8 protein-coding genes are annotated in these 12,690 nt (G+C 44.8%); 5 read left to right on the forward strand and 3 right to left on the reverse strand.

Annotation, left to right across the window (positions count from 1 at the left end; translation table 11 throughout):
* Window positions 1–72: 72 nt before the first annotated feature.
* The 3 genes from KFT32_RS13500 to KFT32_RS13510 all read right to left on the reverse strand — a co-directional run bounded on the left by KFT32_RS13500 (window position 73) and on the right by KFT32_RS13510 (window position 2,603).
* Window positions 73–1,050 (reverse strand): electron transfer flavoprotein subunit alpha/FixB family protein, encoded by a 978-nt coding sequence (locus KFT32_RS13500; protein ID WP_211747745.1) that lies wholly within the window; start codon window positions 1,048–1,050, stop codon window positions 73–75.
* Window positions 1,051–1,178: 128 nt separating this feature from the next.
* On the reverse strand, window positions 1,179–1,946 hold the full coding sequence (locus KFT32_RS13505; protein WP_211747746.1) for an electron transfer flavoprotein subunit beta/FixA family protein: 768 nt from the start codon (window positions 1,944–1,946) through the stop codon (window positions 1,179–1,181).
* Between the two features lie 72 nt (window positions 1,947–2,018).
* Window positions 2,019–2,603: a TetR/AcrR family transcriptional regulator gene (locus KFT32_RS13510; protein WP_211747747.1), complete on the reverse strand. Its 585-nt coding sequence runs from the start codon at window positions 2,601–2,603 to the stop codon at window positions 2,019–2,021.
* A gap of 364 nt (window positions 2,604–2,967) precedes the next feature.
* On the opposite strand from KFT32_RS13510, the gene KFT32_RS13515 reads away from it, so the two are divergent.
* The 5 genes from KFT32_RS13515 (at window position 2,968) to KFT32_RS13535 (ending at window position 12,681) form a co-directional block, all read left to right on the forward strand.
* Window positions 2,968–5,148 (forward strand): (Fe-S)-binding protein, encoded by a 2,181-nt coding sequence (locus KFT32_RS13515; protein WP_211747748.1) that lies wholly within the window; start codon window positions 2,968–2,970, stop codon window positions 5,146–5,148.
* On the forward strand, window positions 5,145–7,574 hold the full coding sequence (locus KFT32_RS13520) for a 3-hydroxyacyl-CoA dehydrogenase/enoyl-CoA hydratase family protein (RefSeq protein ID WP_211747749.1): 2,430 nt from the start codon (window positions 5,145–5,147) through the stop codon (window positions 7,572–7,574). Before KFT32_RS13515 ends, KFT32_RS13520 begins: the two co-directional genes overlap by 4 nt.
* A 29-nt stretch (window positions 7,575–7,603) precedes the next feature.
* The gene (locus KFT32_RS13525) at window positions 7,604–8,809 is read left to right on the forward strand and encodes an acetyl-CoA C-acyltransferase (RefSeq protein WP_211747750.1); all 1,206 of its coding nucleotides are present in this window, start codon (window positions 7,604–7,606) and stop codon (window positions 8,807–8,809) included.
* Window positions 8,810–9,126: 317 nt separating this feature from the next.
* Window positions 9,127–10,917 (forward strand): acyl-CoA dehydrogenase family protein, encoded by a 1,791-nt coding sequence (locus tag KFT32_RS13530; protein ID WP_211747751.1) that lies wholly within the window; start codon window positions 9,127–9,129, stop codon window positions 10,915–10,917.
* A gap of 87 nt (window positions 10,918–11,004) precedes the next feature.
* Window positions 11,005–12,681, forward strand: coding sequence for a long-chain-fatty-acid--CoA ligase (locus KFT32_RS13535; protein ID WP_211747752.1), 1,677 nt, complete (start codon window positions 11,005–11,007; stop codon window positions 12,679–12,681).
* Window positions 12,682–12,690 lie beyond the last annotated feature (9 nt).

Below are 12,690 nucleotides of genomic sequence, written 5' to 3' on the forward strand. Positions count from 1 at the left end.
CAGGGGGGAGTTCTTTTTTTTAACCCTTATTGAAAAAAGGTAGACCTAATAATAATGGGTATATAAAGTTGATTACACTAATACTTTACGGAATTCCTCTGTAAGAAGAGGGACAATATCAAACAGATCCCCGACAATACCATAGTCTGCTACTTTAAAAATGGGTGCTTCCGGATCTTTGTTGATGGCGATAATGACTCTAGATTGACTCATGCCTGCTAAATGCTGAATCGCACCGCTAATCCCGCAGGCAATATAGATTTCAGGAGTAACTACTTTACCGGTTTGACCGATTTGAAGTGAATAATCGCAGTATCCAGCATCGCAAGCTCCGCGGGAGGCACCCACTGCACCTCCTAGCAAATCAGCAAGTTCCTCAAGCGGTTTGAAACCATCTTCGCTTTTGACCCCTCGGCCACCTGAGATGACAATCTTGGCTTCCGTAAGATCTATTTTACCTGTCGTTTTTCGCACCACATCCTTAACAATGGTACGAAGAGAAGGAGCGGGATAAGCGATATCCTCAACATTGGGTGATGCAGGAGTCTCACTTGCTTCGGCAGGTTTAATATTATTAGGACGAATCGTAACTACAGCGGGAGTGGATTCGAATACACGTTTCTCGAATGCTTTCCCTGCATAGAGAGGACGAGTAAACGTTGCCTCCCCATCTTCTTTTTCAATCGCCGTAACATCGGAAATTTGTCCTGCCTGTAGGTAGGCTGCAACAAGAGGGGCAAGATCCCGACCGATGGCAGTATGACCAAAAAGCACAACATCCGGTTTTATTTGATCGAGTACAGCAGTCATGGCAGCTAGATAAGCGTCCGGATTATAGTGCTCAAGATCTGCATGTTCCATTGCAACAACTTGATCGGCATCGTAAGGGAGAATCGCGGATACCGCCTCGGTGATTTGTGAACCAGTTACGAAAGCATAGATTTTATCTCCTTCATTTGCAATGATCTGAGCTGCACCTAGCGTTTCCATAGCGACTTGACGTAATTTACCATCACGGTTCTCGGCATAGATTAATATTGCTCTGCTCATAAACGTAACCTCCCGGGTCATTATAGAATGGATCAAACAAGGGAACGAGTTCGCAAAAAAAGCGCATGTAGGACATTCTACTAGCCATACAGTTATATAAACATCCTATTTGAAAGCGGATTCAAATATTAGATCACTTTTGATTTGGTCCGAAGTAAGGATACAAGTTCAGATACGACTTCAGCGGGTTCGCCTTTCAAAATTTGTCCAGCACTTCGTTCAGGAGGAAGAGTCAGTTCTTTTTGTTTCGTCGCAGGCTTCATGTCGTCTTCTGTTAGATCTAAATCTTCAAGCATGTATGTTTTAAAAGGCTTCTTCTTTGCTTTCATAATTCCGGGTAAGGAAGGGTAACGAGGTTCGTTTAGTCCTTGTTGTGCAGTAAAGATTGCGGGCAAAGATACAGTCAATATTTCAAGATCTCCTTCTGCATCACGGTGAACTTCCGCTTCGGTACCGTTAATTGTCAGTTTTGTAATCGATCCGGTATGAGGGATATTCAGTAGCCCGGCGAGCCGAATAGCAACCTGACCTGATCCGCGGTCGACAGAGAAATTACCTCCTAGAATCAGATCTGGATTTTCTTTCGAAAGGTAGGCGTATAGGACGTTTGACACTGCATATTCATCATCTGGAATCCGGTCATCTGAGATTAAGACTGCATCATCTGCACCCATAGCTAGTGCTGTACGAAGTGCTTCTGCCGTTCGGTCTGGACCTACGGATAGGAGGGTAACGCTGCCGCCAAGTTCATCTCGAAGTTTGACGGCTTCCTCCACAGCATATTCATCATAAGGGTTAATGACAAACTTGACTCCATCTTCAGCGATCGTGCCATTTTCCACTACGATTTTTTCCTCAGTATCAAAAGTTTGTTTCATGAGCACTACAATTTTCATCGTTTACGCTCTCCCTTCAAAATGAATGCTTGTGAGTTTTTTATATGATGATAATAGAGATGTAGAACATCTCTACTTGGAAACTCCGTTAATAAAAAACTGAAGTGTTTCATCGACCTGATCACGTAAGGAGTACTTCTGACCTGAGATAAGCCAAGAAGTTACGGCTTCGTCCATAGATCCGAAAATGAGATTTCGCACAAGTTTCACATTAAGATTAGATCTGAACTGCCCATTTTCAATCCCTTGTAGAAGAATATTCTCGATAAGCTCAATGTAAGGTTTAAGCGTAATTCCTATTTCTTTGCGAAGCTCGAGATCACTTTGTCGCATTTCAATCTGAGTCACATAAGCAAGCTCCGGATTCTTCTCAAGCTCCGTGTAATGAATGGTACATACCATTCGAAGTGCTTCTACAGCATCTGTAGTTCCGGCTACGCTTTCATGAAACTTACTTACGAGTTCCCCAAGCTTCTCCTGAAACAGATGAATCAGAATATCCTCCTTTCTTTTAAAGTACAAATAGATCGTTCCGTCAGCTACGCCAGCTGCCTTGGCAATTTTAGAAACTTGCGAACGGTGATAGCCGTTTTCGGCGAATACCTTGAGTGCGCCCTGAAGGATGAGATGATATTTTTCTGTTTTTTTACTTGTCATATCTTCACCCCGATGTTAAAATACAGTTAAATTTATGAATGAATACTCATTCAGTTCTTGGTACCATCATAAAATACGTTATAGTCATTGTCAACGATGGGTTAACAAGTTTTACGAAAATGTTGAAGCAATTATACATTACAAATAATAGAGACGTTCATCATCCAGAGTATTTGACAGTTCCTAGGTTGTTTTGGGGCAAGTGGTGTATGAAGGTCTCTATTTTATATATGTAATGTAAGCGCTTCATATAATCCCCTGGTACTGGCTTTGATGAGGTAATGAAGGGAGTGAGAGGCAATAGGTAAGGAACTAACGCATAAAGGTTCAAGGTAAAGATTGATTACACAAGGGGCTGATGAGGATGATCTTGCAAATCATAAATGCGCTGCTCTTTTTCCTCGTTACAGGTCTAGCGGTATATATGTTCATAAAAGTCGTGTATCACCGGTATCTGTACATTCGTTTAGGAAGGCCGGCTGACCTTAAGAAAGATTTGAACGAACGTTTACGTACCTTTGCAATTCAGGTATTTGGTCAAACGAAACTGTTTAAAGATCCAAAGAGCGGCATAATGCATTTTGTAGTATTTTACGGTTTTATCATCTTGCAATTTGGTGCACTTGATATTATCTGGAAAGGGATAAGTGGTCATGGACTTCCGATTCCTGGTTATGAGGGGTTTATCCTCATGCAGGAGATTACCGTTGTACTGATTCTTCTGGCGATCGGTTATGCGGCATTCCGCAGATATGGTGAGAAGCTGGATCGTTTAAAACGAGGGATTAAACCGAGTATTGTCGTGATCTTCATTACTACACTTATGATATCCGTGCTGTTTACCATGGCATTCGAGAGATTAAGAGAAGGCTTGGTATCATCTCCATTGGCACCGATTTCATCGAGCCTAGCTGCTGGTTTAAGCTGGATGCCTGAGCTGGCAGTAAACACACTATATTATGTATTTTGGTGGCTCCATCTGATCATCTTGCTGTCATTCCTGATCTATGTTCCCCAATCGAAACACTTTCACTTAATTACAGCACCGATCAACATTCTTCTTCGCAGAACAGATCCTCCCGGTAAATTGTCCAAATTGGATCTTGAAGATGAAGAGGCTGAATCCTACGGTGTAGGCAAAATAGAAGATTTCACTCAGAAACAAATGCTTGATTTCTATGCATGTGTAGAATGTGGACGCTGTACGAATGTATGTCCCGCTTCAAGTACGGGAAAGATTCTGTCCCCGATGCATATGATCGTAAAACTAAGAGATCATTTGACAGAAAAAGGAGCGCTATTAACTTCGAAATCACCTTGGATTCCAGCTGGCGTATTTGGGTACTCCGGTGTTTATACCATGGGTGATACAGAGCACGCACTCACGGAGTGGAAGGGTGAAGGGATCACAGACATTCGTCCCACGATGGCAGTTCAGAAGAAAGCCTGGCACCAGGTTGAAGGCGTGAACGTGAAGGATGTACAGCTCATCGGCGGTGTTATGACAGAAGAAGAGATCTGGGCTTGTACGACTTGCCGTAACTGTGAAGATCAATGCCCTGTGGATAATGAACACGTAGACAAAATCGTGGATTTAAGAAGACACTTGGTGCTAATGGAAGGCAGTGTGCCGCAAGAAGGGCAACGTGCGATGCAGAACATTGAGCGTCAAGGTAACCCATGGGGTATTAGCCGGTCTGAACGCAGTAAATGGGTGAAGGAAATAGACCCGGAAGGAACACTGAATCTACAGATTCCAACCGTAAAAGAGAATCCGAAGTTTGACTACTTGTTTTTTGTTGGCTCCATGGGTTCATACGATAATCGCAGCCGTAAAATTACGCGTGCTTTCATTCGTTTAATGAATGAAGCAGGAGTGAACTTCGCTATTCTGGGCAACGAAGAAAAAAATTCAGGCGACACACCACGCCGCATGGGTAACGAGTTTCTGTTCCAGCAACTTTGTACAGAGAATATCGAGACATTTGAAAAATATGGTGCCCATAAAATCGTCACTGCTTGTCCACATACATTCAATATTTTCAAAAATGAATATCCTGAATTTGGACTGAAGGCGGAAGTCCTTCATCACACACAGCTGCTAGACCAACTTGTAAAAGAAGGACGACTATCACCGAGACATGCAGTTGACGAAAAAATTACGTATCACGACTCTTGTTATCTTGGTCGTTACAACGATGTTTACGATCAACCTCGTGATGTTCTTAAAGCCATTCCAGGGGTAACGCTGCTCGAGATGGATCGAACGCGAGAAAATGGAATGTGTTGCGGTGCCGGAGGCGGGCAGATGTGGATGGAAGAGGATGAAGGGAAACGGGTGAATCTGGCTCGTACAGAACAAGCGCTGGCGGTATCACCGACGATGATCAGTTCCGCTTGTCCTTACTGCCTGACAATGCTTGAAGATGGCACAAAGCTGAAGGAAGTAGAAGAGCAGGTGAAAACCCGGGATATTGCAGAGATTTTGGAAGAGTCCGTATTCGGAATGAAGGAAATCCACGTACAGGAGGTCGTTGTTAAATGAACAAAACGTTAGCGCAAGTTTTCGCTCACAAAACTGCTTCTAGAACGATTTCAAAAGCCGCCGTTATTGGCTCTGGTGTCATGGGGTCGGGAATTGCAGCCCATCTCGCCAATGCAGGAATTCCTTGTTTGCTGCTTGATATGGTTCCGAAATCACTAAGCCCAGAGGATGAAAAAGCAGGTTTAAGCCTTACGGATCCTAAGTTTAGAAATAAACTGGCAACAAAAGCAATTGCAGCTCTTCCAAAATCAAGTTCGGCTCCGCTTTACGTAGCTGATTTTGTAAACCGAATTACACCAGGAAATACGGAAGATCATTTCCATCTACTTAAAGACGTGGACTGGATTATCGAAGTGGTGACGGAAAAGCTCGATATAAAGAAATCGATTCTGAAACAGATCGAGGGAGTTGTAAAAGAAGGAACGATCGTTAGTACCAACACTTCCGGGATCTCGGTAAACGCTATGGTGGAGGATTGTAGCGAAAGTTTCCGCAGGAATTTTATTGGAACCCATTTTTTTAACCCCCCTAGACATATGAAGCTCTTGGAGGTCATTCCGGGGTTCGATACAGATCCGGAGATCAGTGAGTTTATGGTGAATTTCTGTTCGAAACGTCTTGGAAAAGGGGTCGTTCTCGCGAAAGATACCCCTAATTTTATATCCAACCGTATTGGCACTTATGGACTGCTCGTTACTTTACATGAAATGAAAGAGAACAACTACACCGTGGAAGAAGTGGATGCAGCAACAGGTCCTGTCTTGGGCAGACCAAAGAGCGCCACCTTCCGAACGCTGGATCTTGTAGGGATTGATACTTTTGTTCATGTCGCCCAGAACGTATACGATTCCGTACCGGACGGACTCGAGAAAGATATTTTCTCCGTGCCGGATGTACTGAACGAACTTGTATCCAAAGGGTGGATTGGAGAAAAGGGTGGTCAAGGTTTCTATAAGAAGGTCAAAGGGGATCAAGGAAGCAAAATACTCTCCCTGGATCTTTCTACGATGGACTACAATCCAAGCGCAAAAGTAAGGTCAGCTTCTCTTGAAGCTGCGAAAGCAGTGAAAGGTTCAAGGAAGAAAATAAAAGCATTCCTCGGCACAAAGGACCGCTATTCGGAACTGGCGTGGAACGTATTGAAACAAGTTTTGATCTATTCTGCCGACAAGCTCAGTGAAATCGCAGATTCTATTGAAGACATCGATAACGCGATGAAATGGGGATTTAACTGGGAAATGGGACCATTCGAAACATGGGATCTGATCGGTCTGCCAGAGTCGGTTCAGCGGATGGAAGCAGAGGGCCTTGTCGTACCTGCTTGGGTTAAAGATTGGATCGCCGCTGGTAACAAGTCATTCTACCAACAAAAAGAGGGAGCCGTACTTCATTTCTTCAAAGGAGCTTACAAAGAAGTTGAAACTCAGCCTGAATTGATTTCACTTCAAAGCTTGAAAGCTCAGAATAAAATCATCCGCCAAAACTCAGGTGCGAACCTCATTGATCTTAGCGATGATGTCGCTTGCTTAGAGTTTACTTCACCGAATAATGCGATTGGTGCAGATATTCTCGTGATGATCCAGCAAAGTGCTGAGGAAGTGAGAGCCAATTATCGTGGTCTTGTGATTGCGAATGAAGGACGTAATTTCTGTGTGGGTGCAAATCTCATGCTCATGCTGATGGAAGCGCAAAGTGGAGACTGGGATGAAGTGGACGATATCATTCGTTTATTCCAAGGCAGCATGATGAAGCTAAAAGGTCTTGAGAAACCAGTAGTGGCAGCTCCTCACCGAATGACGCTTGGAGGCGGAGTAGAAGCTTGTCTACCAGCAGATCGTATTATTTTCTCGGCAGAATCTTATTTTGGATTGGTTGAGACGGGTGTAGGCTTGATCCCAGCGGGTGGAGGTTGTAAAGAACTAGCACTTATGACAAGCGACCGGCTCAGTCCTGATGCAGATCTACAACCTGAACTGAACCGTATCTTCGAAATGATTGCGATGGCCAAAACATCGACCAGCGGTCATGAAGCACTACGTATGTATGGACGAAGTCAGGATAGCGTCGTCATGAATCAAGATTTCCGAATTTATGAAGCGAAACAAGCGGTACTTGAAATGGAACGAGCAGGGTACCAGCCTAAAGTATCTGGTAAAGCAAGAGTGGCTGGAAGAGACGGCCGCGCGGTTCTGCAAATGGGAGCACTTGGATTAAAAAATAGCGGGTACATTAGTGACCATGATTATTTGATAGCGAAGAAATTAGCGAACATCCTGACAGGAGGAGATGTGGCACCAGGAACGGTCGTCAGTGAACAATACTTGCTTGATCTGGAACGTGAAGCTTTCCTGAGTCTACTTGGAGAAGTGAAAACACAGCAGCGCATGCAGCACATGTTGTCCAAAGGTAAACCGCTACGTAACTAATCTTGAATCCAAAGGATGAGGTGAAAATCATGAGGGAAGCAGTGATTGTATCGCTGGCTCGTACTGCGATTGGTAAAGCCAAAAAGGGAAGTCTTGCGGAGACAAGAGTAGAAGATTTAGGAAAAGCGGTACTAGAAGCCGTAATTGATCGGGCACCTGGTCTGCAAAAAGAAGATGTCGAAGATATCATTCTCGGTTGTGCTATGCCGGAAGGCGAGCAAGGGTTAAATGTAGCGAGGATCATTTCGCTCTATGCAGGGTATCCGGTAACCGTTCCGGCACTTACGGTCAACAGGTTCTGTTCTTCTGGTTTACAAGCGATTGCTTTTGCTGCAGAGCGTATTATGCTCGGACACGCAGACGTTATCATTGCTGGCGGTGTGGAAAGCATGAGCCATGTACCTATGACCGGATTCAAGCCTTCCCCGCACTACCGGATTGTCGAAGAAATGCCGGAAGTCTATATGGGGATGGGGCACACGGCGGAAGAGGTGGCTCGCAGATTCAATGTGGATCGCGAAGCACAAGATGCCTTTGCTGTAGGAAGTCATCGGAAGGCAGCAGCCGCGATTGCTTCCGGTAAATTCAGAGAGGAAATCGTACCTGTCACGGTAGCTTCTACTTCGGTTGACGACCAAGGTAGAGTACGCAGCCGTACGTTTACTTTTGATACAGATGAAGGCGTTCGCGAAGACACCTCCATGGAAGGATTGGGACGTCTCAGACCTTCATTTGCACTTAAAGGTTCCGTAACCGCAGGGAATGCTTCCCAGACCAGTGACGGAGCAGCTGCGGTAGCGGTGATGAGCCGTGAAAAAGCAAAAGAACTTGGGCTTACTCCTTTAGCTACTTTCCGTTCTTTTGCTATTGCTGGCGTTGAACCTGAGGTGATGGGAGTAGGTCCTGTTGAGGCAATTCCCAAAGCACTCAAAATGGCTGGAATTGAAAAAGACGATGTGAAGCTATTCGAAATTAATGAAGCATTCGCATCGCAATGTCTTCACATTATCAGAGCTTTGGAGCTAGATGAGGACAAAGTCAATGTTAACGGCGGGGCTATTGCACTGGGTCATCCACTTGGCTGTACAGGAGCGAAACTTACCATCAGCCTGATCTCGGAACTGGCGAGACGCGGAGGCGGATATGGCGTGGTGAGTATGTGTATCGGGGGAGGAATGGGAGCCGCAGGGGTGTTCGAGGTACACGCGGAGAAACAGTTCAGCGTGGGGTACTAACTTGAACTAAGATGGGGCGGTTTCAAGGAGAAACCCTCGAAACTCGCCCTCCCTACACCACAATTTGTGTAGGGAAAGTAAGCTTTTGAGGTACTTGAGGCACAGTGCAAAACTGCTGCGGAGAAGGCGGAATCGACTGAAGAAGCGAAGCGCTCGCCTTTACATCCGGATTTCATCCTCAGCTCATATCATCAAGATATCCGGATGTAACAGCGATCGAAAGACGATCCGCATTCGAAGCAGCCATCCAAGCACCCTCCCAAGCACCACGACCATTAATCATCCACAAATCCATCATCCGAAAGGAGTAACACCAAATGAGCGACAACCAAACAAAAGAACCAAGAATTAAAGGCGGAAGTTTCATTATCGATAACTTAGATGTAAATCGTATCGTGACACCTGAGGATTTTACAGAAGAACACCGCATGATTGGCGAAACGGTGCGTGATTTTATTGATGGAGAAGTAGTTCCTAGAGATGAGGAGCTTGAAAAACTGAATTATGAATTGACCGTAGAACTGCTGCGTAAAGCCGGCGATCTCGGACTTCTGGGTGCAGATGTTCCGGAAGCTTTTGGTGGGATCGGGCTTGATAAAGTAAGCTCAACCATTATTAATGAATCTCTCGCAAAAGGATCTGGTTTTGCTCTCTCTTTTGGAGCACACGTAGGAATCGGAACACTGCCTATCGTCTACTTTGGAACGACAGAGCAAAAAGAAAAGTATTTACCTGACCTTTCAAGCGGAGCTAAAATTGCAGCCTACTGTCTGACCGAACCAACATCAGGTTCTGATGCAATGGGAGCCAAAACAACGGCTCGCCTATCCGATGACGGAGAGTACTATATCCTAAACGGTTCGAAATTGTATATTACGAATGCAGGATTTGCAGATATTTTTATTGTATATGCCAAGGTAGATGGAGAACACTTTACTGCTTTTATCGTGGAAAAAGAGATGGAAGGTTTCACACTGGGACCTGAAGAGAAGAAAATGGGGATCAAGAGTTCATCCACCCGCCCGCTCTTCTTCGAAGATGTAAAAGTACCGAGAGAAAACTTACTGGGTGAAATTGGTAAAGGTCATCGCATCGCATTTAATATCCTAAACATCGGCCGTTACAAACTCGCAGCTGGAACAGTCGGTGCAGCAAAAGAGTCCATTGAGCTCAGTTCGAAATATGCCAATACGCGGAAACAATTCGATACCCCTATTTCGAGTTTCCCGCTCATGCGCAAAAAACTGGCTGAAATGAACATCACGACTTTTGTTATGGAAAGTATGGTTTACCGTACAGCGGGGCTTCTGGATGAAGCACTTGCAGACATTGATTATAACAGCCCAGATGCGGGGCTCCATTCAGCTAACGCCATTTCAGATTATGCGATTGAATGCTCCATTAATAAAGTTTTTTCTTCGGAAGGCCTAGATTTCATTGCAGATGAGGGTGTACAGATTCACGGCGGATACGGATATATTCAGGAGTATAAAATTGAACGGATCTACCGTGACTCCCGTATTAATCGTATCTTTGAAGGAACAAACGAAATCAATCGCCTCATTATTCCAGGTACGCTGGTGAAAAAAGCAATGAAAGGCGAAATCGCCCTTTTGCAAAAAGCGCAAGGTCTACAAGGTGAATTGCTGCAAATCGTGCCGACACAAGAATTTGAAGGTCCACTCGGACAAGAAGAGCATATACTTGACATGACCAAGAAAATCTTCCTGCTCGTAGGGGGGCTCGCCGTACAGAAATTTGGCACCAAACTTGAAAAGGAACAAGAAGCTTTGTCTAATCTGGCAGATATACTGATTGACGTATTTGCACTGGAAAGCGCGCTGTTCCGTACCAAGAAACAAATTGCTCGCGTCTCCGAAGAGAAAGCAGCGAACATGATTGAAATGACGAAAGTATATGCTTATGAAGCGCTGGAAAGAGTGGAAGCCTTTGCAAAAGAAACACTGACCTCTGTTGAATCTGGGGATATGCTCCGCATGCAATTATCTGTTCTGAAGAAATTAACAAGACTTACGCCGGCAGATACGGTTGCACTCAAACGTAGTATAGCAGCTAGAGTAGTGAATAACGAAAGATACACTGTGTAACAGACGCTTGATTTAGCTAGATATACAATTGTTTTGGATGAGGAGTAGGTCAGCAGGAAGCATTCCAGAGGAAAGGATTGATATTCTATGAATGCAAAGCCCTGGCTGCCGTTTTACCCGAGCGAAGTGGCCCCCGCTTTTGATTATCCGAAACAGAATCTGGCGCTGTTCCTGGTCCGTTCCGCACATAAGTATCCGAATCGGCCAGCAATGCACTTTATGGGCAAGACGATAAGTTATAAAAAGCTGCTGGAGTCTGCGTATCGTATGGCAAACGCACTACGAAGTAAAGGGCTGAAGAAGGGGGACCGGGTAGCTATTATGCTACCCAACTGTCCGCAAGTGGTCATTGCTTATTATGGCACCCTCCTGGCAGGGGGGATCGCTGTCATGACCAACCCGCTCTATATGGAGCGGGAACTTGCATATCAGCTAAAAGATGCTGGAGCAAAAATCATCATCACGCTGGATCAGTTTTATGCTAGGCTTCAGAAGATTACTGGTGAGACGATGCTGGAGCATACGATTGTCACTTCTATCCCAGATTATTTACCTTTGCTTAAAAAAGTGTTGTATCCGTTTGTCGCTAAAAAAGATGGACCGCTGCCTCAAGTGGAATACAGTGCAACCGTACATTCGTTTACTAAAATCATTGCTGCTGCTGATAAAACACCATACTGTGAAACGGTGGATGCAGAACATGATTTAGCGTTATTGCAGTATACAGGAGGAACTACGGGTGTCCCCAAAGGGGTGATGCTAACACACATGAATCTGATTGCGAACACGATCCAATCCGCCAATTGGTGTTATCAGGTGGAGGAAGGGAAAGAACGTTACGTTGCGGCGCTACCCTGCTTTCATGTGTTTGGACTCACTGTCGTTCTTAATCAAGGGATCTATCGCGCAGGGATGCTGATTCTGGTTCCAAAGTTTGAACTAAACTCCATTCTCAAAATGATAGAGAAAAAAAGACCGACCCTTTTTCCCGGCGCACCAACCATGTATATTGCCCTTATTAATCATCCTAAGATAAAAGACTATAACTTATCTTCCATTAACGCTTGTATTAGCGGCTCTGCTGCACTTCCGGTTGAAGTTCAGGATCGCTTTGAGGAGTTGACGAAAGGAAGACTGATTGAAGGATATGGACTTACAGAGGCTTCGCCTGTGACTCATGCCAATCCAATATGGGCGAAACGGAAAATTGGAACGATTGGTATTCCGCTTCCAGATACAGAAGCAAAAGTCGTAAACCCAGATACGGGCGAGGAAGTTGCTTTGGGTGAACCAGGTGAACTCATTGTCAAAGGACCACAGATCATGAAGGGATATTGGAACAGGCCGGAAGAGACATTCGATACGATTCGAAATGGCTGGCTATTTACCGGTGACATGGCGACGATGGATGAAGAAGGTTATTTTTCAATTATTGACCGGAAAAAGGATATGATTATTGCAAGCGGATTCAATATTTACCCACGAGAAATTGAAGAAGTACTTTACGAACATCCTGCGGTAAAAGAAGCGGTCGTCGTAGGGATCAAAGATGCTTACCGTGGTGAGACAGTGAAAGCTTTTATTGTGCTCAAGGATGGGCAGACAGCCGATCCGAAAGATCTGGAGAAGTTTTGCCGTTCCCAGCTTGCGGCATATAAAGTACCGAGACAATATGTATTCCGTGAATCGCTTCCTAAGACCCTTGTAGGTAAAGTGTTACGCCGTAAATTGCTTGAAGAAGAGGAAGAAACTTCGGCAGGATGAATACAGGGT

This window comes from Paenibacillus sp. Marseille-Q4541 (assembly GCF_018310695.1).
GTDB lineage: Bacteria > Bacillota > Bacilli > Paenibacillales > Paenibacillaceae > Paenibacillus.

Bases quoted from the DNA above. Each gene is read 5' to 3' on its own strand.
- KFT32_RS13510 (WP_211747747.1), bottom strand. From the start codon at position 2,603: ATGACAAGTAAAAAAACAGAAAAATATCATCTCATCCTTCAGGGCGCA.
- KFT32_RS13525 (WP_211747750.1), top strand. From the start codon at position 7,604: ATGAGGGAAGCAGTGATTGTATCGCTGGCTCGTACTGCGATTGGTAAA.
- KFT32_RS13500 (WP_211747745.1), bottom strand. From the start codon at position 1,050: ATGAGCAGAGCAATATTAATCTATGCCGAGAACCGTGATGGTAAATTA.
- KFT32_RS13530 (WP_211747751.1), top strand. From the start codon at position 9,127: ATGAGCGACAACCAAACAAAAGAACCAAGAATTAAAGGCGGAAGTTTC.
- KFT32_RS13520 (WP_211747749.1), top strand. From the start codon at position 5,145: ATGAACAAAACGTTAGCGCAAGTTTTCGCTCACAAAACTGCTTCTAGA.
- KFT32_RS13515 (WP_211747748.1), top strand. From the start codon at position 2,968: ATGATCTTGCAAATCATAAATGCGCTGCTCTTTTTCCTCGTTACAGGT.
- KFT32_RS13505 (WP_211747746.1), bottom strand. From the start codon at position 1,946: ATGAAAATTGTAGTGCTCATGAAACAAACTTTTGATACTGAGGAAAAA.
- KFT32_RS13535 (WP_211747752.1), top strand. From the start codon at position 11,005: ATGAATGCAAAGCCCTGGCTGCCGTTTTACCCGAGCGAAGTGGCCCCC.